Origin of the sequence: Micromonospora sp. NPDC050980, assembly GCF_040653835.1 — a bacterium.
In the GTDB taxonomy this organism is placed as follows: Bacteria; Actinomycetota; Actinomycetes; order Mycobacteriales; family Micromonosporaceae; genus Micromonospora.
Genome location: NZ_JBFAGS010000008.1, coordinates 128,772 through 150,052 on the forward strand (window position 1 = coordinate 128,772; position 21,281 = coordinate 150,052).

Below are 21,281 nucleotides of genomic sequence, written 5' to 3' on the forward strand. Positions count from 1 at the left end.
GGCGACGACGTCACCGGTGGCCGTCCACGGGCCGCCCGGGTCCGCACCGCTATGCGGGCCCGGGCCACCTGCTCAGGCCCCGGCGCCGTCCCGACCGGGCTCGGGCACGGGCCCGGTCGAGTCGCGGACGACAAGTACGGTCTGGAGCATTACCTGTGCGGTGGTGCGACGGTCGCTGGCTGCCGCGCCCCGCCCCCGCGCGCCGCGTGGCGCGTCGGAGTCGAGTTGCAGCAGCATGTCGACGGCCGTCCGGCCGGCGGCCGCGGTCGGCGTGGCCACCGTCGTCAACTTGGGGCGGGTGAGCCGGCTCAGCGCGATGTCGTCGACGCCGATCACGCTGACGTCCTGCGGCACCCGCAGCCCCAGCGCGTCGAGCCCCTCGATGAGGCCGATCGCCATCAGGTCGTTGTAGGCGAGCACGGCGGTGACCCCGCCCCGGCGTACCTGCTCGGCGAGGGCGCCGCCGCCGGTCTCGGTGGGTTGGTTGGGGCCGATGACGGTCAGCTCGGCGCCACCGGCCCGGGCGGCGGCCGAGGCGGCCCGGCGCATCTCCCGCGCGGTCCACGAGCCGCGCGGGCCGCCGAGCAGCGCGATCCGCCGGTGGCCGAGGCCGAGCAGGTGCTCGATCGCGGCCCGGGCGCCCTGCCCGACGTCCATCATCACGCAGGGCAGGCCGGCGACCTGGCGGTTGATCACCACCACCGGGACCTCGCGGCTGACCTGCTCGATCAGGCTGTTGCTCATCCGGGGGCTGCACAGCAGCACGCCGTCGACCTGCTTGGCCAGCGCGTGGACCAGGTCCTCCTCGGCGATCACGTCCTCGTTGGTGTCGGCCACGAACACGTGGTAGTCGCGCTGCCGGGCCTGCCCCTCCGCCGCCTTGATCAGCGGCGGGAAGAACGGGTTGGCGATGTCGGCCACGATCAGGCCGATGTTGTGCGTCCGGCCGGTGATCAGGGCGCGGGCGGCCCGGTTGGGTCGGTAGCCGAGGTCCTCCGCGCAGGCCAGCACCCGGACCCGGGTTTCCGGGTTGACCAGGTGCGGGGCGGAGAACGTGCGGGAGACGGTGGAGATGTGCACGCCGGAGGCCCGGGCGACGTCCCGGATGGTGGCTGGCACGGCGGGCTCCCTCGTCCGATGTGGTGGGGGTCACGTGGGTGCCGCCAATTAATGCAAACGGTTGCTCTCATGTCAACGGTCCATTGTTACGTCTCGATTGCGGTGCCACGCCCGGCGGGCGCGCAATGAGGCGTGAATACGGATACATGGGTCGAGTTGTTCATCGACCGTTGACGAGACATCGGTCGACATGGTTTCTTCGGCTGCAAACCTTTGCAGCATCACGGGAGGCCGACGTCATGTCACCACCGGCCCGGAAACGGGTCCGCCACGCCCTGGTCGGCGCCGGAGCGCGCGCCGAGATGTTCGTCCGCGCGCTCGCCCTCGACCACGCCGACACCGCCGAGCTGGTCGCGCTCGCCGACGTCAACCACACCCGGATGAACGCGCACAACCGCTGGCTGACCGACCTCGGCCACCCGCCGGTGCCCACGTACGCCGCCGCCGACTTCACCGCCATGCTGGCGAAGGAGCGGGTCGACGTGGTGCTGGTGACAAGCGTCGACGTCACCCACGACGAGTACGTGGTGGCGGCGCTGCGGGCCGGCTGCGACGTGGTCACCGAGAAGCCGATGACCGTCGACGCGCCCCGTTGCCGGCGCATCCTGGACGCGGTCGCCGAAACCGGCCGGCAGGTCACCGTGGCCTTCAACTACCGCTACAACCCGTTGCACGAGCAGCTCCGGCGGCTGCTCGCCGACGGCGCGGTAGGCGAGATCGGCTCGGTGCACTTCGAGTGGCTGCTCGACGTGCGCCACGGCGCCGACTACTTCCGCCGCTGGCACCGGGACAAGGCCACCTCCGGCGGGTTGCTCGTGCACAAGGCCAGCCACCACTTCGACCTGGTCAACTGGTGGCTGGACGCGCGCCCGGTCGAGGTGCACGCGGCCGGCCGGCTGTTCTTCTACGGCGAGGCCGGCCGCCGGCACGGCTACGCCCGCGACTACGACCGCGCGCACGGCGCCCCCGACGCCGCCGGCGACCCGTTCGCGCTACGGCTGGCCGAGCACCCCCGGCTGCGCGAGCTCTACCTCGACGCCGAGGCCGAGGACGGCTACCACCGCGACCGCAACGTCTTCGCCCCCGGCGTGACCATCGAGGACGACCTCGCGGTGCTGGCCCGCTACTCCACCGGCGCCACGATGACCTACCACCTCACCGCGTACGCGCCCTGGGAGGGCTACCGGGTGATGGTCAACGGCAGCCGGGGCCGCCTCGAACTGGAGGTGACCGAGAGCGACCACGTCAGCCCCGGCGGCGCGTCCGCGCTCAAGGGCGCGGCCCTGCACGGCGACGAGGCCGCCGTGGAGCGCGGCGCGGCCCGGCTCACCCTGCGGCCGTTCTGGCAACCGCCGGTCCAGATCCCGGTGGACGGCTGGACCCGGCGCGGGCACGGCGGCGCGGACGCCCGGATGACAGGGGTGCTGCTCGGCGGCGAAACCGACCCGCTCGGCCGCGCCGCCACCGCGTACGACGGGGCGCTGGCGCTGCTCACCGGCCTGGCCGCCAACCGCTCGCTGGAGACCGGCGCGCCCGTCCGGGTCGCCGACCTGCTCACCCTGCCCTGACCGAGGAGCCCTCCCCCGTGCCGATCATCTCCCCCAGCAATCTGCTGCTGCCCGCCGAGCCCGGCCAGCGCGCCCTGGCGCGCGAGCTGTACGCGCTGGCCGCCGAGCAGCCGATCATCTCCCCGCACGGGCACGTCGACCCGGCGCTGCTGGCCGAGGACCGCCCGTTCCCCGACCCGGCCCGGCTGCTGATCGTGCCCGACCACTACCTCACCCGGATGCTGCTCAGCCAGGGCGTGCCCCCGGCCGACCTGGGCGTGCCGAGCGTCGACGGCAGCCCGGTCGAGACCGACGGGCGGGCCATCTGGCGGCGCTTCGCCGCGCACTGGCACCTGTTCCGGGGCACCCCGTCGCGGCTGTGGCTGGAACAGACGTTCCGCAACGTGTTCGGCGTGGACACGCCGCTGTCCCCGGCCACCGCCGACGCCGTCTACGACGCGCTCGCCGCCCGCCTCGCCGAGCCGGCGTTCCGGCCCCGGGAACTGTTCACCCGCTTCGGCATCGAGGTGCTCGCCACCACCGAGTCGCCGCTGGACGACCTGGGCCGGCACGCCAAGCTCGCCGCCGACGGCTGGGGCGGGCCGGGCGGACGGGTGGTCACCACGTTCCGCCCCGACGACGTGGTGGACATGGAGTTCGACGGCTGGGCGGCCAACGTGGACCGGCTCGCCGACGTCTCCGGCGAGGACACCGGCACGTACGCCGGCTACCTGGCCGCGCTGCGGGCGCGCCGGGCCGCGTTCGCCGCCGCCGGCGCCACCTCCACCGACCACGGCCACCCCACCGCCCGTACCCTCGACCTCGACCCGGCGCAGGCCGCGGCGCTCTACGACAAGGGCCGGCGCGGCTTGGCCGACGCGGGCGAGGCGGAGGCGTTCCGGGCGCACATGCTGCTGGAGTTCGCCCGGATGTCGCTCGACGACGGCCTGGTGATGCAGGTGCACCCCGGCGCGGTGCGCAACCACAACCGCTGGCTGCACGCCCGGCACGGCCGCGACGTCGGCGGCGACGTGCCGCAGGCCACCGACTACGTGCACGGGCTGGCCCCGCTGCTGGACGCGCACGGCAACGACAGCCGGCTGACCGTGGTGCTCTACACGCTCGACGAGGACACCTTCACCCGGGAGTTGGCGCCGCTGGCCGGCGGCTACGCCGCGTTGCGCCTCGGCGCGCCCTGGTGGTTCCTCGACTCGCCGGAGGTGCTGCGCCGGTTCCGGGAGGCGGTCACCGAGACGGCCGGCTTCTACAACACCGCCGGGTTCGTCGACGACACCCGCGCGTTCTGCTCCATCCCGGTGCGCCACGACGTGGCCCGCCGGGTCGACGCCGGCTTCCTGGCCCGCCTGGTCGCCGAGCACCGCCTCGCCGCCGACGAGGCCGCCGAGACCATCGTCGACCTGGCCTACCGGCTGCCCAAGCAGGTCTTCAAGTTCGGAGGTGAGCGGTCATGACCAGGATCGTCGACGTCGCGGTGCACGACGTGCGCTTCCCGACCGCCGCCAGCGGCGACGGGTCGGACGCGATCAACCGGGGTGACTACTCGGCCACCTACGTGGAACTGACCACCGACGGCGGGCCGACCGGCGGCGGGTTCACCTTCACCAACGGCCGGGGCAACGAGATCACCTGCGCGGCGGTGCGCGCGCTCGCCCACCACGTGCGCGGGCGCTCGGTCGCCGAGATCGCCGCCGAGCCGGTGGCGTTCTGGCGCTCGCTCACCGCCGACGTGCAGCTGCGTTGGCTCGGCCCGGAGAAGGGGGTGATCCACATGGCTGCCGGCGCGCTGGTCAACGCGGTCTGGGACCTGCGCGCCAAGCTCGCCGGCAAGCCGATGTGGCGGTACCTCGCCGAGACGCCGACCGACGAGCTGGTGGCAACCGTCGACTTCCACCACATCACCGACGCGCTCACCCCGGACGAGGCGGCGGCGATCCTGGACAAGGGCCGTGACGGTCTCGCCGACCGGCTCGCCGCGCTGGAACGCGACGGCTTCGCCTCCTACACCACCTCGGTCGGCTGGCTCGGCTACCCGGACGAGCGGGTGCGCGCGCTGACCCGCGACGCGTACGCGGCGGGGTGGCGCGCGGTGAAGATGAAGGTCGGCGGGCGGCTCGACGACGACCTGCGACGGGCGAGGATCATCCGGGCCGAGATCGGCCCGGACGCGCTGCTGATGATGGACGCCAACCAGGTCTGGGACGTCGACGAGGCGATCGCCGCGATGGCGGTGCTGGTCGAGGTCGACCCGTACTGGATCGAGGAGCCCACACACGCCGACGACGTGCTCGGGCACGCCCGGATCGCCCGCGCGGTGACCGAGCTGTCCGGCGGCCGGTGCCGGGTCGCCACCGGCGAGGTCGCCGCCAACCGGGTCATCTTCAAGCAGTTGCTCCAGGCCGAGGCGATCGGCGTGATGCAGGTCGACGCGTGCCGGGTCGGCGGCGTCGACGAGGTGCTCGCCGAGCTGCTGCTGGCGGCGAAGTTCGGGGTGCCGGTCTGCCCGCACGCCGGCGGGGTCGGGCTGTGCGAGTACGTGCAGCACCTCGCCGTCTTCGACCACCTGCGGGTGAGCACCGGCCTGGACGGCCGGATGGTCGAGTACGTGGACCACCTGCATGAGCACTTCGTCGACCCGGTCCGCACCCGGGGCGGGCGCTACCTGCTGCCCACCGCGCCCGGCTACAGCGCGACCATGCGGCCGGAGTCGATCGCGCAGTTCCGCTTCCCGGACGGCCCGGCATGGCGCTGACCGTCGACACCGGCCGGCTCGGACTGGCCACGCTGCGCCGGCTGCCCGAGGCGAGCCGGCCGCTGGTGCGCCCCGGCACCGTGCCGGCCGGCATCGTCCACCTGGGGCTCGGCGCGTTCCACCGCGCCCACCAGGCCGTGCACACCGAGGCCGCGGTCGGCGCGGCCGGCGGCGACTGGGGCATCGTCGGCGTCGCGCCGCGCAGCACCGACGTGGTCGAGGCGCTGGCCGCGCAGGACGCGCTGTTCAGCGTCACCACGCTCGCCGCCGGGGGCGCGTCGACCCGGGTGGTCGGCGCGCTGGCCGGGGTGCGGCACGCGGCGAGCGACCCGGACGCGGTGGTGCGCCTGCTCGCCGACCCGGCGATCCGGGTGGTCACGCTCACCGTGACCGAGAAGGCCTACCAGCTCGACCCGGTGACCGGCGCGCTGGCCGCCGACGCGGAGCTGACCACCGACCTGACCACCGACCGGCCGCCGCGCACCGTGCCGGGGCTGCTGGCACGCGGGCTGCTCGCCCGCGCCGCCGCCGACGCCGGGCCGCTGGCGCTGGTGAGCTGCGACAACCTGCCGGCCAACGGACGCCGGCTGCGCGGCCTGGTGGACCAGTGCCTGGCGCTGGCCGGCACGCCCGACGCGACGCTGGCCCGGGTGGCGGCGCAGCTCACCTGCCCCGGCACCATGGTCGACCGGATCGTGCCGGCCAGCACCGACGAGACCCGGGAGACCGCCCGGCTGGCGCTCGGCGTGACCGACCTGGCGGCGGTCGCGGCCGAGCCGTGGTCGCAGTGGGTGATCGAGGACGACTTCCCCGGCGGCCGGCCCGCCTGGGAGCGGGCCGGCGCGATCCTCACCGACGACGCCGGCCCGTGGGAACGGTTGAAGCTGCGCGCGCTCAACGGGGTGCACTCGGCCACCGCCTACCTGGGCGCCGTCGCGGGTGCGGAGACGGTGCTCGACGCGCTGGCGCTGCCGCACCTGGAGGCGGTGCTGCGGCGGCTGGTCGCCGAGGAGATCGCGCCGAGCTTCACCCCGCCGCCCGGCGTCTGCGTGCCCGACTACGGCGAGCAGGTGCTCGCCCGCTTCGGCAACCCGGCGATCCGCCACCGCACCGCGCAGGTCGCCGCCGACGGCTCGCAGAAGCTGCCGCAGCGGGTCCTGCACACGGTCGCCGACCTGCGCGCGGCGGGCCGGCCGGCCCGGTGCAGCGCGCTGGTGGTGGCGGCCTGGCTGCGGTTCCTGCACGGGCACGCCGACGACGGTAGCCCGTTGCCGCTGGACGACCCGCTCGCCGACCGGCTGCGCGCCGCGCTGGCCGCCGGCCGGCACACCCCGACCGGCGTGGTCGACGCGGTCTTCGCGGTCCGCGAGGTCTTCCCCGCCGAGCTGACCGCCGACGAGGAGTTCCGGGCGGACGTGACCGGCTGGCTGACCGCACTGGAACGGCACGGCGTCCGGGCCACGCTGGCCGGTGCCCGGTGAGCGGCGGTGGGCCGCCCCGGGTGGCGCTGGTGGGCGCGAACGGGCACGGTCGGTGGCACCGGCGGGTGATCGCCGCGCTGCACGCCGCCGGCCGGCTGCGGCTGGCCGCCCTGGTCGACGTGCGAGCGCCGGAGCCCGAACCGGAGGCACCGACGCCACCCGGGACGCAGATCTTCACCGATCACCGGGCGATGCTCGCCACGTCCCGCCCCGACGTGGTGGTGGTCTGCACCCCGCCGCACACCCACCTGCCGATCGCCCGGGACGTCCTCGCCGCCGGCGCCGACCTGCTGCTGGAGAAGCCGCCGGTGCTCGACCTGGCCGAGCACCGGGCGCTGCTGGCCGCGTCCGCCGCCGCCGGGCGGGCGGTGCAGGTCAACTTCCAGGCGCTCGGCTCGGCGGCGCTGTCGGAGCTGACCGGCGCGCTGGCCGCCGGCCGGCTCGGTGCGGTCACCGGCATCGCCACGGTCGCCGCCTGGCAGCGCCCCGACGCCTACTACGCGCGCTCCGGCTGGGCCGGACGCCGGTCGGTGGACGGCCGCCCGGCGCTCGACGGCGCGCTGGCCAACCCGCTCGCGCACGCGCTGATGCAGTGCCTGGCGGTGGCCGAGGCGGTGACCGGCGCGCCGGTGCGGCCGGCCCGGATCGAGGTGGAGCGCTACCGGGTCCGCCCGATCGAGGTGGACGACACCGCGATCCTGCGGCTCACCCCGCACGCCGGCCCGCCGGTGCTGGCCGCGCTCACCCTGGCCGCCGAACGGCACGTCGCCGGGGACGTGCTGGTCACCGGCGAGCGGGGACGGGCGGTCCTGGAATATCCGACCGACCGGCTGTGCCTGCCCGGCGACGCCCGCCTCCGGGCCGTGCCCGGCCGGCGGGGGCTGCTGGCGAACCTGCTCGACCACCGGGCCAGCGGGGTGCCGCTGATCGCGCCGCTGGCGCGTACCGGGCCGTTCACCGTGGTGCTGGACGCGCTGCGGGACGCCCCGGAGCCGACGCTGCTCGACGGTGACGTGGTGCGCACGGTGGGCGACGGGCCGGACCGGGTGCGGGTCATCCGGGGCGTGAACGAGGTGCTGCGGACGGCGGCGCGCGACGGAGCGCTGCCGTCCGAGGCCGGGGTGCCGTGGGCGGCCCGGCCGTACGACGTGGACCTGCCCATCCCACCCACCATCTGACAGGACGGAACGAGTCATGCGCATCCGAACACTCGGCGCCGCGGTCCTCGCCGCCGCGCTCACGCTCACCGTCGCCGCGCCCGCGCCGGCCGCTCCCGCGAGCGCGACACCGAGCCGGGCGGCGGAGTTGATCGGCCGCCAGGCGCTGGCGGCGAACGACGGCTGGGCCGCCGAGGGCGCCGGCACCACCGGCGGCTCGGCCGCCACCGCCGACCGGGTGCGCGTGGTGCGTACCCGCGCCGAGCTGGTCGCCGCGCTCGGCGGGGACAATGCCACGAACGCCGCCGACGCCACTCCGAAGATCATCTACGTGGCCGGCAGGGTCGACGGGTTCGAGGGGCCCGACGGCGCGCTCCTCGACTGCGCGGACCTGGCCGACCCGGAGTACTCGCTGCCGGCCTACCTGGCCGCGTACGACCCGGCGGTCTGGGGACGGGTGGACCCGAGCGGGCCGCTGGAGGCGGCCCGGGTGCGGTCGGTGGCCGCCCAGACCCGGCAGACGCAGATCAACGTCGGGTCCAACACCACGATCGTCGGGTTGCGCGGCGCCCGGCTCACCGGGCTGACCCTGATGATCGACCGGGTCGCCAACGTGATCGTGCGCAACCTGGAGTTCGTCGACGCCCGGGACTGCTTCCCGGCCTGGTCCCCCACCGACGGTGGCGCCGGCAACTGGAACTCCCAGTACGACCAGATCTCGGTACGGCGCAGCGAGCACGTCTGGGTGGACCACAACACGTTCACCGACGGCGACAACCCGGACGACGCCCAGCCGGTCCACTTCGGCCGGCCCTGGCAGGTGCACGACGGCTCGCTCGACGTCACGCACACCGCCAGCCTGGTCACCGCCTCCTGGAACCGGTTCGTCGGCCGGGACAAGCTGATGTTGATCGGCTCCTCCAACACGGTCGGCCCGGACGTCGGCCGGTTGAAGGTCACCGTGCACCACAACCTCTTCGACGGCTCTTGGCAACGGCTGCCCCGGGTGCGCTTCGGCCAGGTCGATGTGCACGAGAACCACTACCGGCTCGGCGGCGTCGGCTTCGAGTACGCCCTCGGCGTCGGCGTGCAGTCCGCGATATACGCGGAGAACAACTTCTTCACCCTGGCCGACGACGTCGACCCGGCGGATCTCATCCACGACTGGGGCGGCACCGCGCTCACCGAGCGCGGGAGCTGGGTCCGGCGGGGCGACCGGCGGCCCCGGCCGGTGGACCTGCGCGCCGCGTACAACGCGGTGCACGACCCGGACCTCGGCGGGAACGCCGGGTGGACGCCCACCCGGCGCGCCGCGCCGCCGCTGCCGACGCCGCTGGTCCCGCTGGCCGTCGACGCCTGGGCGGGCGCCGGCCGACTGCCGCTCTGACCCGGGCCGCCCCGCGCGCGGGCCGGCGTCTCCCCCACCGGGACGCCGGCCCGACCCGGTTGCTCGGGGGTGTCGGCTGACACGCCGCCCGCGATGCGCGATGATCACCTTTGACGTCCTCGCCGCGGGTGGCATGAATCCGCCCTCGGTGGGGACAGGAGGGGGTGACAGCGCGAGTGGGCGCCGGGCGCGGGACGGAGGACCGGACGTGACGGGTGGGACGTCACGGTTCCTCACCATCGACCTCCCGGCCGATCCCGGCCGGCTCGCGCCCACCCGGGAGCGGCTGCGCGGCTGGTTGCACGCCCACGGTGTCGGCGAGTGGGACGTCGAGACGGTGCTGATCGCCACCGGGGAGGCGTGCGCCAACGCCATCGAGCACGGCTACCGCTTCGCGCCCGAGGGGATCACCACGCTGCGGGTCGAGCTGCGCGACGACCGGCTGGAGATCGAGGTACGCGACCACGGCGGCTGGCGGCCGACCGACGACGACGGCGGCGACCGGGGCCGAGGGCGACTGATCATGGCCCGGGTGATGGACGAGGCGACCATCGTCGGCACCCCGGAGGGCACCCGCGTACGACTGGTCAAGTGGCTGACCGGCGGGGACCGCCCGCGGGTCGGCCAGCCGACATCCACCGGCCGCGAAGATCAGCTATAAGGGACGCATGGAGTTTCCCGCGTACCTGGCCACCATGCCGATGCACGCGATCACCGAGATCCACGGCGAGCCCGGCCTGCTGGCCCGCTTCCGGCTGGAGGTCGAGGCGTTCGACGAGGCCGCGCGCGCCCGGCTGACCGAGGCGCTGGATCTCGCCGCCGACCTGCACCGCGACAACCGCCGGGTCCGCGAGCCCTACCTGAACCACCTGCTGCGGGTGGCGATCCGGTTGATGCACCACTACCAGGTGCGGGACGTGGACGTGATCGTCGCGGGGCTGCTGCACGACGCGGTGGAGGACCACCCGGCCGAGTTGGCCGGCGCCGGATCGCCCGGCGACGACGACGTGACCGGGGCGGCGCTGGCCGCGCTGGCCGACCGGTTCGGCCCACGGGTGGCGCGGCTCGTCGCGGCGGTCACCAACCCGGTCTACGACCCGGGCCGGGACCGGGACACGCAGTACCGGGAGCACGTGGCGGCCAGCCTGGACCGGGAGCCCTGGGCCCGGGTGATCAAGGTGTCGGACTTCACCGACAACGGCGTCGGCGTGATCCACACCGTCGGCCCGAAGGTGGCCCGCTCGGCGGCCAAGTACCGCCCGCTGGTCCCGGTCTTCCGCGAGCTGATCGCCCGCCCCGACACGCCGCTGTCCGCCCCGGTCAAGCGGCACATCTTCGCCCAGCTCGACCTGGCCGAGGAACGCTTCAGCGCCATCCTCGACCACCCCACCTGACCCCCCACCCCCACCAGCGGCCTCTTTCACGGAAAGAGTGGCCATGGCGGAGGAATTAGCCGCTCTTTCCGTGAAACAGCGGGGCGGGCGGGGCCAAGCGGGCGGCGGCGGGGTCAACGGGTGGACGCCTGGACTCGGCGATGGGCGGTCAGGACCGTGCCGGCTGCCATGAAGAGGGCGGTGGTCCCCGTCAACGCACGGGATGGTGCGCGCGCGGGCCCTCCTCTCATCGTCGGACGGCGAAGCCCGTCCCGACATCCGACCAGGATGATCGTCTCGCCGACACCAGCCAAACACCCATCAATTACAGTGCGTGATGGCTGGGCGCCGGCCGCCTCGGGCGACCGGCGAGCAGACTGCGACCAGGTACTGTTTCCGAAAAGTTCTGATATGGACAGGTGCCGGTACGATGCCCGGCATGGCACAGGATGTTCCCCTTACGAGCCGGGTGCTTGCGGCTCGCGCATCCAGAGCTTCGGGTCGTTCACGAAGACACCCTTGCCCTGATGCCGCCGGATGACCCGCAGGGCTTCGAGCCGGACGTAGACCTGCTTGACGGTCGACGGGCTGACCGCGTGCGTCGCGGCGAGCTGCGAGATCGAGGGCAGCTTGTCGCCCGGCTTGAGCTTCTTGGCCCTGACATCGGCGACGATCCCGTCGGCGATCCGGATGTAGTCAGCGGTAATCGGCATGACTCCCCCTGCGTGGCACGCCAATTCGATCACGCAACGACACCCCGCAACAACTCGCTGTCTGACTAGGGTGACTGGGGCAGCTAAGTTGAGAAGCGCCTCTCCCCTTGCGTGGCAACAAGGCGCGGAGGCTTCCCCCGGCCGGGGCGGGTGCGCGTGCCCGTCCCGACCCACCGCACCGGCCCTCCGCGCTTCCGCCTGCCTCAGAAAGGACCGACGTGACCGAGGTGTATCGCTCCGGCCGGCTCCTCGGGACCGGCCTGCCGGCCCGGTTGACCCCGCACGAGGCCCGCACCCGCGCGTTCGACCCGCGCCGGCGGCGTCGACGCCGAGCAGGTACGCGCGTTCCAGACCGAGGTCGCCGACGAACTGACCGACCTGCACCGGCAGTTACGCCGACTGACCGTGGAGAACGAACGCCTGAAGCGGGCGCTGCGCGATTGGCAGGCGATGCACGCCCGCGAGTGCCGCCCACCGAACCAGGGTCACTGGTAGCGGCGCGTCCACGCCCGGGCGCCCTGCTGCGGGTCGACGGCAGCGCCTCGGTGCAGTTCGGCGGCGACCGCGCGCTGACGTTCCGGGTCGCGGCGGTGGGCCCCGAGCTGACGTACACCGGTTGGACCTGGCTGACCGGCTACGTCCTCGACCGGCGGGGCGTCGCCACCGCGAGGCGGGAGATCTTCGTCCGGTTCGCCCGGCTGCGGCCGGCCGAGGAGCCGGTGCCACCGCGCCGCGCGGTGCGGGTGGTTCAGCCCCGGGCGCAGTCGAACAGGGTCCGCACGTCGGCCTCGGTCGGCTCCAACGGGCGGGCCGCGAGATAGGCGGACAGGTCGCGGTGGTCGGCCCTGGCGTTGTATACGCACGCCGCGAGCGCGCCGTCGAGCAGGTCGCGTACCGCCCGCGACCCGGGGGCGGTCACGTCCTCGGCCAGCGGACGCCGCACGTCCCGGGTGAACACCACGTGGCAGGCGCTCCGGTCGGTCGTGGCGACGCAGTGGTAGTGACCTTCGTCGGTCAACTGGTTCCTGATGTCGGCCCAAACCGTCGCCTCGGCGAGGTCGGACACGTCCGCGCCGGCGGCGCAGGCCATCCGGACGAGGCAGCGGGGCGGATCGTCGTGGACGGCCGCGCCGAAGACCAGCGACAGCGCGCCGTGGTGCAGGACGGCGAAGCCCTGCACGTCCGGGGCGCCGCGCAGGACGGCGGGAGTCCACACCCGGTCGTACCGCCGCTCGGCGAGCGATCTGAGGAACCCGACGGTCCGTCCGGTTTCCTGGCGAGCCTGCACACACATGCGGTCACTGCCTCCCGTCGACCGGCACGGCGAGCCAGCGGAACTGGCCGTGCGTCCCGGCAGGCGGGTGAAGTCCCGCCAGTCGAGCCGGTAGTCGCCGCTCAGGTGACGCTCGTTGGGCAGGAAGTAGCGCCCGTCGAGCCCCCACCTGAGGACGCCGGTGAGCCGCCGGCCCTCGTGGAGCCGGAACTCGCGGTCCCGGGTCGGCCGGTCGGCGACCGGCGCCCGCCACAGGCCCTGGTCGTTGGTCAGCAGAACGGCGAGGCCGTTCGCTCCGGCCGGGCCGGCGCCTCGGAAGCGTTCCAGCCGCTCGATGTCGGCGACGAAGCGGTGTCGGAGGACGTCGGCGGCGGCGTGATGGCGTAGGCCGTACTCCTCGCCGGTGCGCGGGTCCACGCCGTTCCACCGGGCGGTGAAGTACTTCACCTCGACCGCTGTCCGGCCGCCCGGGCCGTGGCAGAGCAGGTCCAGGTGTTCGTTCTGCTCCTGGCGCACCTCCAGGCGGACCCGGATGCTCCCGTCGAGCCGGCGCACGGTCCAGGCGAACGCGTGTTGGAAGTCGGCCTCGGAGTGGAACAGGGAACGCTCGGCACCTAGTTCCGCCATGACGCTCGTGACCGGTACGGCTCCGGCGATCAGCATGCACACCCCACAGTGACGAGCGCATTCCTGCCGGCGGCGCCCCACCACCGGACGGAATGCGGAGCCTCACGCTAGAAGCGCCACCTAGCGGAATCAAGACATCACGATGCGAGATCGTCTGGTTTGGACGGTCGGTCCGATCGACGGGACCGACCGCATGAGCACGCTAACAGACACTCGGCGCGCAGTCCCGTCAACAGGACTATGGCGGGCATCGTCCGATCGGCCGGTCATGTGCCGGACCTGCCGTCCGCGCGGCTGCCGGCCACGGCCGAAGGCAGTTGTTAGTTTGAGTCACGGATCGCCGTGCCCGGCGGTCCGCACACCCCTCACCAGACCGGCCCGCAGCCGCCGAACCGCGACTTCCGGCGGGTGGCTGCCGGCCGGCGGAGAGGGGTGCGATGAGCAAAGAGCCGGGACACGCCGGCAGGCGGCCGACACCCGGCGTACCCGTCGGCGGCCGGCGGCGCCGCTGGACCGACCGGGCGCGGGCGCTCGGCGGCGCGGCGGGCGGGCGCGCCCGCAGGCTCTGGGCCGGGGCGCAGCCGACGCTGCGGCGCCTGTGGTGGACCGAGGAGCCGGCGGCGCCGTTGACCACCGTCGACCGGCGGTTCCCGGCGCCGCTGGTGGTGCCGGCGCAGGGGCAGGTCTACGTGTTCGGCGTCCGGGCCACGTTCACCTGGTCCTCCGACACCGCCCGCCCGGAGCTGTTCGGCTGGTACGTCGACTACTTCCAGCCACAGGCGACGCAGCGCCTGCACCGCCTGGCGCTGCGCTGCGCGGTCGAGGTGCCGCCGCACCGCCCACGTGAGCTGCTCACCGCGTTGACCGCGGCGCTGGCCGCCGACGACCCGCCACCCTGGAGGTACGCGCGCGGCGAGGTGACGTTCGCCTGCGAGCCGGACGTCACGGTGCAGCTGGACGAGCGGGTGCGCCGGCTGCTCCAGCCCTACTGGGAACAGCGCATCGCGTTGGAGTGCGAGCGCGACCTGGCCCGGCGGCGCGCCGAGTACGCACAGGAGCGCGTCGCGCCCGACCCGCCCGAGCCCCCCGGACCCGACCCGGCACACGCGGGCCGCCCGGCCGGGCACGCGGCCGGCCCCCCGCCCGGGGCGGCACGCCCCGCAGCCGGGCACGTGCGCCCGTCGAGCGGGGCGACGCGGCGTGGACCACGACCGGGCGCTCCGGTGGAGGCGTTCACCCCGCTGGAGCCGCTGCTGCCCCCGCCCACCCCACGCCCGGCCCCCGCCCAGCGCCCGCCGGACGCCCCGGGACCTCCCACCCCCTGAACCCGCCCCGCTCGTGTCGATCCTCAACCGGTGGTGCGGTGAGGTGCCGCTCTCCACCTGACACCGGGGTGCCACCACCGAGATCGACGCGCCGAGCGCGCCGCGCCGGTCAGCCGTGCAGGGTGGCGTAGCGGCCCTGGCGGTCGAGCAGGGCGGTGTGGGTGCCGGACTCGACGATGCGGCCGTGGTCGAGCACGGCGATCCGGTCGGCGTCGCGCACGGTGGACAGCCGATGCGCGATGGTGACCACGGTGCGGCCTCGGGTCAGCTCGTCCAGGGCCCGCTGCACGGCGCGCTCGGTCTCGGTGTCCAGCGCGCTGGTCGCCTCGTCGAGGACCAGGATCTTCGGGTCGCGCAGCAGCGTCCGGGCGATGGCCAGGCGCTGCTGCTCGCCGCCGGAGAAGCGGTGGCCGCGGGAGCCGACCATGGTGTCGTACCCGTCGGGCAGCGCGGCGATCAGGTCGTGGATGCGGGCGGCGCGCGCGGCGGCCTCGATCTCGGCGTCGGTGGCGTCGGGGCGGGCGTACCGGAGGTTGTCGCGCACGGTGGCGTGCAGCAGGTAGGTCTCCTGGCTGACCACGCCCACGACGGCGGCCAGGTCGGCCAGGCGCAGGTCGCGCAGGTCGACGCCGTCGATGGTGATCCGGCCGGCGTCCGGGTCGTGCAGCCGGCTGATCAGGGCGGCGAGTGTGCTCTTGCCGGAGCCGGTCTCGCCGACCAGGGCCAGGCTGGTGCCGGCCGGGACGTCCAGGCTGATGCCGGCGAGCGCGGCGGTGTCGCTGCCCGGGTAGCTGAAGGTGACCTCCTCGACGCGCAGGTGGCCCCGGATGGTGGCCGGGTCCAGCATCGCCGGGCGGGCCGGCTCGGCGACCTCCACCGGCAGGTCGAGGTATTCGAAGATGCGGGCGAACAGCGCGAGCGAGGCGGTCAGCGTGACCCCGACGTTGAGCAGGCCCATCAGCGGGCGGAACAGGTTGCCCTGCAACGCGGTGAAGGCGACGAGCGTGCCGATGGTGAGCGTGCCGGCGGTGCCGGGCAGGCCGGCGCCCAGGTAGATCACCGCGGGGATGGCGGCGAAGACGATCGTCATGGCGGCCATCCGCCAGCGGCCGGCCAGTTCGGAGCGCAGTTCCAGGTCGACCAGGCGGGCCGAGGAGGCGGTGAACCGGTCGACGAGCGCCGCTCCGGTGCCGAGCGTCTTGGCCAGCCGGATGCCGCTGACCGACAGCCCTTCCTCGATGGTCACGGTGAGGTCGGCCAACTCCCGCTGGCGACGGGCGGTGATCTCCCGGCGCAGCCGGGCGACCCGGCGGGTGAGCCAGAGCGCGGGCGGCAGCACGAGCACCGAGACGAGCGTGAGTCGCCAGCTCAGCGCCAGCATCGCGACGGTGGTGGCAACGACTGTGGTGAGGTTGGCGGCGATCGAGGTGGCGGTGGAGGTGACCACGGCCTGCATGCCGCCGATGTCGTTGGTGATGCGGGACTGCACCTCGCCGGTGCGGGTGCGCACGAAGAAGCCGATCGACTGCCGCTGGAGGTGGGCGAAGACGTCGGTGCGCAGCCGGTGCATGACCTGCTGGCCGACCCGGGTGGAGATCCAGGTCTGGGCGACGCCGAGCACGGCGGTCACGGCGGCCACCGCGACCATGGCCGCGACCAGCCAGACCAGCAGGGTCAGGTCGCGCTCGGGCAGCGCCTCGTCGATCACGGCACGCAGCAGGAACGGCGACGCCATCGCGATGATCGAGGACGCCACGATGATCGCCACCACGGCGGCGAGCGGGCCGCGGTGGGCGGCGAACAGCCCGCCGATGCGGCGCAGTGAGACGTCGCGGGCCTGGGCCTTCTCGGCGGCGGACACGGTTCGGCCGGCTCCGCGGCCGTCGGAGGTGTGAGCCAAGGGGGTGCTCCTCTGTCCTGGGGTCGATGCTGAGGTTACCTCAACATGAGGGAACAACAGGACATGCTGCTACCGTATTCCCCGTGACCGGCAGCGACGAGGAGAGCCTGGCCGAGACGTTCTGGGCGGTGACCCGGCGGCTGCGCCACCAGACCAAACGCGCGCTGGAGCCGTGGGAGATCAGCCCCGGTCAGGCGCGGGCGCTCGGCGTGCTGCGGCGGCACGGCGCGCTGCGGCCCGGCACGCTCGCCGAGCACCTGCGCATCGCCCCCCGCTCGGCCACCGAGGTCATCGACGGCCTCCAGGAGCGCGGGCTGGTCGAACGCCGAGCAGACCCGGCCGACCGGCGGGCCACGCTGGTCGCGCCGACCGACGAGGGCGACCGGGTCGGCACCGCCATCCAGCAGGCGCGGGCCACCGAGGCGGAACGGTTCTTCGCCGCGCTCGACCCGGCCGACCGGACGGAGCTGACCCGGATCCTGCGCCGGCTGCGCGACGACTGACCCGCCGGCCGGCGGAACCGGCCCGGGGCGGTCAGCGCAGGCCGGCGGCGATCGCGTCGACCAGCAGCGCGCCGACGGTGCGGGCCATGACCGCGCGGGCGGCGTCGACGTCGAGCCCCATCGCGTCGCGCATCATCGACCAAGCCGCCCAGGTGCAGGCCACGGCCAGCGCGTCGAGCAACTGCCCGCGGCCCGCTCCGGCGTGCGTCAGCTCCGGGCCGAACACCGCCTCGATCTCCTGCCGGACCCGGGCGACGGCCGCCTCCCGGTTGCGCCGCAGTTGCGGCGAGAACGGCTCCCGCAGCGCCGACGCGCGCGCCGCGGGGGCCAGCACCTCCAGCAGCCGGGCACGCTGGTCGCAGAACGCGGCGACCCGGCCGGTCAGCGGCAACTCCGGCGACACCCGCCGCCAGAGCGCGGCCTGCCGCTCGCCGACCCGCCGCCCGGTCGCGGCGAACAGCGTCTCCATGTCCTTGAAGTTGGACCAGAGGGTGCGCAGCGACACCCCGGCCCGCTCCGCGATCCGTTCCCCGGTGGGCCGCAGGTCACCGGCGTCGATCAGGGCCAGGTGCGCCGCCACGATCGCGGCCCGGGTCCGCTCCGCGCGCGCGGCCCGGCCGTCCACCCGTTGCGGTGGGTCGGTCTCCAGCTCGATCATGGGTACGGTTCTCCTGCGCTCGGCTACCGGCGGCCACTCTACGGTCGCGCCGCCGGGCGACCGGCGACCGGCCGCCCGGCGGCGCGACGGCGGTCACGCGGTCGGCACGGCGTCCGCCGGCGGGGTGGTCGGCGGCTCGCTGAACTCGGTGACCGCGCCGTCGCCGTCGTCGGTGGTGTAGGTGGGCCCGAAGTACGCCTGCGCGCCGTTGCTCACCCTGGTCAGCCGGACACCGGCGTAACCGGCGTGCACGCCCTCTGCGTACCGGAAGGGGGTCAGGCCCGGCCCGCGGAAGCCGCCCTTGCGCACGGCCTCGACCAGCTTCTCCCGGGTGGGTTCGGGCCCGGCGGCGAGCATCGCCTGGACGAACGTGTACGCCATCGAGTAGCCGTAGATCGCGTTGCCGTCGACCGGGTTGCCCGCGTTGTACCGCTGGTGGATCTTGGTGAACTCCTGGATCCACGGGTTGGCGGTGTCGCCCACCATCGGCAGGTAGTTGTCGGCGACCATGCCCTCCAGGATCACCTTCTTGTCGCCGAGCTGCGCGGCGAGCGTGGTGTAGTCGGCCCCCACGTTGGAGACCACCCACTGCGCCCGGAAGCCCTGCCCGGCGGCCTGCCCCATGGCCAGCGCGGTGAAGCCGGGGATGGTGGCCGAGATGACCACCTGGCAGCCGGCCGCACGCAGCGCGCCGATCGCCGGGCCGACCTGCTGGTTGGTGGTGGTGTAGGTCTGCTTCGCCGCCACCGGGCCGAGGACCTGCTCCACGCCGGCCAGCGAGTCCCGCCCGAAGTCGTCGTTCTGCCCGAAGTGGCAGACCTTCGCACCGGGGAACTCCCGCTTGACGTAGCCGGCCAGGATCTTGCCCTCGACGGTGTAGTCGGGCTGCCAGCCGAACGTGGTCGGGTATTTCTCCGGCTGGTTCCAGTTGCGGCTGCCGGAGGCCACGAACAGGTCCGGCACCCGCTGCGTCTTGACGAACTCCAGCACGTTCGTGTGCGTCGGCGTGCCCAGGCCGCCGAGCAGCGCGAAGACCTTGTCGTCGAGCACCAGCTTGCGGACCACGTTCTCGGTGTTGGCCGGGTTGTAGCCGTCGTCCATGACCTTGTAGACGATCTTCCGCCCGTGGACCCCGCCCTTGCTGTTGACGTGCTCGAAGTACGCCTTCGTGGCGGCGGAGATCTTCGAGTAGCCGGGTGCGGCCGGGCCGGTGAGCGGTTGGTGGGTGCCGATGACGACCTCGGTGTCGGAGACGCCGGGGACGTTCTCGGCGGCCTGCTTCTCGTCGTCGGCGCAGGCCGGCAACGCGGCCAACAGGGCCAGGCCGGCGGTGGCCGCGAGAACGCGGCGGGTGGTGGGGCGCATGGTTCTCCATTCCGGTGCGACGGTGCGGACGGTGGGTGGAACCAGTGAGGTCAGCGGTCCGGTGACCGGCCACCCGGTGCGGGCCGGCGGCGTACCGCGCCCCGCAGCCGGGCGCCGACGGCGCGCAGGCCGCCCTGCAGGCCGCCCGGGGCGGCCAGCATGACGACGATGAGGATCAGGCCGAACACGGCCAGCGCGAGGTTGCCCTCCAGCCGCTGGGCCAGCCCGGCGGACAGGCTCAGGTGCTCGGTCAGCAGGCCGGGCAGGTCCTGGAGCGCGACCAGCAGCAGCGCGCCCCAGACCGCGCCGGCCAGGCTGCCCAGGCCGCCGATGACGATCGCCATGAGCAGGAACAGCGACAGGTCCAGCGGGAACTTGCCGGGCGCGACGGTGGCGGTGAGCACCGCGTAGACGCCGCCACCCAGGCCGGCGCAGCCGGCGCTGACCACGAACGCGAGCACCTGCGTACCGGCCACCGGGATGCCGGCGAGGCGGGCCGCCACCTCGTCGTCGCGGACCGCCCGCAACGACCTGCCGAAGCGGCTGCGCACCAGGTTGGCCAGCAGCAGCATGGTGAGCAGCGCCGCCGCCAGCGCGATCCAGGCCAGCCAGCGCTCCGGCTGGAAGTAGGCGCCGAGCGCCGCCGGTGGGGTCGCGGCCGGGAACCGCAGCCCCTGTTCGCCGTTGAACACGCCGGTGAAGATCGTGGTGACCGCCGGCACCAGCGTCGCCACGGCCAGGGTCACGCCGGCCAGGTACGGTCCCCGCAGCCGGGCCGCCGCCAACCCGACGACCAGCCCGCCCAACGCGGTCACCGCGACGGCGGCGAGCAGCGACGCCGGCAGCGTCCACCAGCCACCGACCGCCCGTTCGTCCAGGCCCCGCTGGGTCAGGGCCACGGTGTAGGCGCCGGTGGCCATCAGCGCACCGTGCCCGAGCGAGAGCTGGCCGTTGAGCCCGACCAGTACGGTGTGCCCGGCGGTGACGCAGAGGAACGCGCAGACGCGCGCCACCTGGAGGTTCTGGTACGGCGCGAGCTGGTTGGTGACCAGCACGACGAGCGTGCCGGCGAGCACCGCCACGGCCAGGTGGCGCAGCAGCGTGGAGCCGCGCGGCCCGCCGCCGGGCGGCGCGCCGGGCAGCAGCCGGCGCAGCGGGGACGGCGCGGCGGGCGTGGTCTCGGTCGGGGTGGCTGTCACACGTGCCTCGCTCTCGCCGCGGAGAAGAGCCCGCCGGGGCGGGCCAGCAGGACGGCCAGCAGCAGCACCAGGACGGCCAGCGGGGTGGTGTCCGGTCCGAGGTAGCCGGTGACGTAGGACAGGATCAGCCCGACCAGCAGGCCGCCGACCACCGCGCCCACCGGGCTGTCCAGGCCACCGACCACCGCGGCGGTGAACGCGACGACGAAGACCAGGTCCATGGCGTGCGAGTGCAGGCCGAGGCCGGTGGGGACGACGAGCATCCCGGCGAGCGCGCCGACCCCGGCGGCCAGCGCCCAGCCCAGCGTGAGCATTCGCCCGACGCTGACGCCGAGCAGCCGGGAGACCTCGGGGGCGAACGCGGCGGCCCGCATCCGCAGGCCGACCGGGGTGCGGGTGAACAGCACCGCGAGCAGCGCCACCACCGTCAGCGCCGCGCCCAGCACCCAGATGTCGTACGGGGACAGCGCGGCCACCCCGCCGATGGTGAGCGCGTCGGTGTCGAACGGCGCCGGCGCCGGCCGGTAGCCGTTGCCGAAGATCATTCCGAGCACCGCCTGGATGACCAGCACCAGGCCGAGCGCGACGATCACCTGGTTGAGCGGGCCGCCGGCCCCGGCGAAGCGCATCAGCACCCGCTCCACCAGCGCGCCCAGGGCCAGCCCGGACAGCACCGCGGCGGCCAGGCCCAGCCAGTACGAGCCGGTGGCGGAGGCGACAGCGTAGCCGACGTAGGCGGTGGCCACGGCCATCGCGCCCTGGGCGAAGTTGACCACCCGGGCGGCCCGCCAGATGAGCACCAGCGCGAGCGCGAACGCGGCGTAGACCGCCCCGGCGGCGAGCCCGTCGAAGGTGAGGAACCAGAACCGCTGCATCCGCGACCC

19 protein-coding genes are annotated in these 21,281 nt (G+C 74.3%); 11 read left to right on the top strand and 8 right to left on the bottom strand.

Annotation, left to right across the window (positions count from 1 at the left end; all coding sequences use genetic code 11):
• Window positions 1-72 precede the first annotated feature (72 nt).
• A complete protein-coding gene (locus AB0H28_RS15225) occupies window positions 73-1,119 on the bottom strand; it encodes a LacI family DNA-binding transcriptional regulator (RefSeq protein ID WP_358039389.1) in 1,047 nt (348 codons plus the stop codon).
• A gap of 239 nt (window positions 1,120-1,358) precedes the next feature.
• Between AB0H28_RS15225 and AB0H28_RS15230 the strand changes: the two genes are divergently transcribed.
• The 8 genes from AB0H28_RS15230 (at window position 1,359) to AB0H28_RS15265 (ending at window position 10,855) form a co-directional block, all read left to right on the top strand.
• Window positions 1,359-2,687: a Gfo/Idh/MocA family oxidoreductase gene (locus AB0H28_RS15230; protein WP_358039392.1), complete on the top strand. Its 1,329-nt coding sequence runs from the start codon at window positions 1,359-1,361 to the stop codon at window positions 2,685-2,687.
• A 17-nt stretch (window positions 2,688-2,704) separates the two neighbouring features.
• Window positions 2,705-4,138, top strand: coding sequence for a glucuronate isomerase (gene uxaC / locus AB0H28_RS15235; RefSeq protein WP_358039395.1), 1,434 nt, complete (start codon window positions 2,705-2,707; stop codon window positions 4,136-4,138).
• Window positions 4,135-5,436, top strand: a complete 1,302-nt coding sequence (locus AB0H28_RS15240; RefSeq protein ID WP_358039398.1) for an enolase C-terminal domain-like protein — start codon at window positions 4,135-4,137, stop codon at window positions 5,434-5,436. Before uxaC ends, AB0H28_RS15240 begins: the two co-directional genes overlap by 4 nt.
• Window positions 5,427-6,917, top strand: coding sequence for a mannitol dehydrogenase family protein (locus AB0H28_RS15245; protein ID WP_358039401.1), 1,491 nt, complete (start codon window positions 5,427-5,429; stop codon window positions 6,915-6,917). The genes AB0H28_RS15240 and AB0H28_RS15245 overlap by 10 nt, the downstream gene beginning before the upstream one ends.
• Window positions 6,914-8,095, top strand: a complete 1,182-nt coding sequence (locus AB0H28_RS15250; protein WP_358039404.1) for a Gfo/Idh/MocA family oxidoreductase — start codon at window positions 6,914-6,916, stop codon at window positions 8,093-8,095. Before AB0H28_RS15245 ends, AB0H28_RS15250 begins: the two co-directional genes overlap by 4 nt.
• 16 nt (window positions 8,096-8,111) lie before the next feature.
• On the top strand, window positions 8,112-9,461 hold the full coding sequence (locus tag AB0H28_RS15255) for a pectate lyase (protein WP_358039407.1): 1,350 nt from the start codon (window positions 8,112-8,114) through the stop codon (window positions 9,459-9,461).
• 208 nt (window positions 9,462-9,669) lie between these two features.
• Window positions 9,670-10,122 carry an ATP-binding protein gene (locus AB0H28_RS15260; protein ID WP_358039410.1) on the top strand — a complete coding sequence of 151 codons (453 nt, stop codon included), beginning with the start codon at window positions 9,670-9,672 and terminating at the stop codon, window positions 10,120-10,122.
• 7 nt (window positions 10,123-10,129) lie between these two features.
• The gene (locus tag AB0H28_RS15265) at window positions 10,130-10,855 is read left to right on the top strand and encodes an HD domain-containing protein (protein ID WP_358039413.1); all 726 of its coding nucleotides are present in this window, start codon (window positions 10,130-10,132) and stop codon (window positions 10,853-10,855) included.
• A 437-nt stretch (window positions 10,856-11,292) separates the two neighbouring features.
• Here AB0H28_RS15265 and AB0H28_RS15270 read toward each other — a convergent pair whose 3' ends face one another.
• Window positions 11,293-11,547 (bottom strand): winged helix-turn-helix domain-containing protein, encoded by a 255-nt coding sequence (locus tag AB0H28_RS15270; protein ID WP_358039416.1) that lies wholly within the window; start codon window positions 11,545-11,547, stop codon window positions 11,293-11,295.
• 464 nt (window positions 11,548-12,011) lie between these two features.
• Between AB0H28_RS15270 and AB0H28_RS15275 the strand changes: the two genes are divergently transcribed.
• Complete coding sequence (locus AB0H28_RS15275; protein WP_358039419.1) at window positions 12,012-12,368, top strand: hypothetical protein; 357 nt, start codon at window positions 12,012-12,014, stop codon at window positions 12,366-12,368.
• Here the strand turns inward: AB0H28_RS15275 and AB0H28_RS15280 are convergent.
• Window positions 12,296-13,483, bottom strand: coding sequence for a hypothetical protein (locus tag AB0H28_RS15280; protein ID WP_358039422.1), 1,188 nt, complete (start codon window positions 13,481-13,483; stop codon window positions 12,296-12,298). The genes AB0H28_RS15275 and AB0H28_RS15280 overlap by 73 nt on opposite strands.
• A gap of 401 nt (window positions 13,484-13,884) precedes the next feature.
• Here AB0H28_RS15280 and AB0H28_RS15285 point away from each other — a divergent pair, with 401 nt between their 5' ends.
• Entirely contained in the window at window positions 13,885-14,772 is an 888-nt protein-coding gene (locus AB0H28_RS15285) for a hypothetical protein (protein WP_358039425.1), read from the top strand.
• 109 nt (window positions 14,773-14,881) lie between these two features.
• On the opposite strand, the gene AB0H28_RS15290 is transcribed toward AB0H28_RS15285, so the two are convergent.
• Window positions 14,882-16,633, bottom strand: coding sequence for an ABC transporter ATP-binding protein (locus AB0H28_RS15290; RefSeq protein WP_358039428.1), 1,752 nt, complete (start codon window positions 16,631-16,633; stop codon window positions 14,882-14,884).
• 122 nt (window positions 16,634-16,755) lie between these two features.
• Here AB0H28_RS15290 and AB0H28_RS15295 point away from each other — a divergent pair, with 122 nt between their 5' ends.
• Window positions 16,756-17,175: a MarR family transcriptional regulator gene (locus AB0H28_RS15295; protein ID WP_358039431.1), complete on the top strand. Its 420-nt coding sequence runs from the start codon at window positions 16,756-16,758 to the stop codon at window positions 17,173-17,175.
• Between the two features lie 31 nt (window positions 17,176-17,206).
• Here AB0H28_RS15295 and AB0H28_RS15300 read toward each other — a convergent pair whose 3' ends face one another.
• The 4 genes from AB0H28_RS15300 to AB0H28_RS15315 all read right to left on the bottom strand — a co-directional run bounded on the left by AB0H28_RS15300 (window position 17,207) and on the right by AB0H28_RS15315 (window position 21,272).
• Window positions 17,207-17,833, bottom strand: a complete 627-nt coding sequence (locus AB0H28_RS15300) for a TetR/AcrR family transcriptional regulator (RefSeq protein ID WP_358039434.1) — start codon at window positions 17,831-17,833, stop codon at window positions 17,207-17,209.
• Between the two features lie 93 nt (window positions 17,834-17,926).
• Complete coding sequence (locus AB0H28_RS15305; RefSeq protein ID WP_358039437.1) at window positions 17,927-19,198, bottom strand: ABC transporter substrate-binding protein; 1,272 nt, start codon at window positions 19,196-19,198, stop codon at window positions 17,927-17,929.
• A gap of 50 nt (window positions 19,199-19,248) precedes the next feature.
• Window positions 19,249-20,397 (bottom strand): branched-chain amino acid ABC transporter permease, encoded by a 1,149-nt coding sequence (locus AB0H28_RS15310; protein ID WP_358039440.1) that lies wholly within the window; start codon window positions 20,395-20,397, stop codon window positions 19,249-19,251.
• Window positions 20,394-21,272 carry a branched-chain amino acid ABC transporter permease gene (locus AB0H28_RS15315; RefSeq protein ID WP_358039444.1) on the bottom strand — a complete coding sequence of 293 codons (879 nt, stop codon included), beginning with the start codon at window positions 21,270-21,272 and terminating at the stop codon, window positions 20,394-20,396. The genes AB0H28_RS15310 and AB0H28_RS15315 overlap by 4 nt, the downstream gene beginning before the upstream one ends.
• Between the last annotated feature and the right edge of the window lie 9 nt (window positions 21,273-21,281).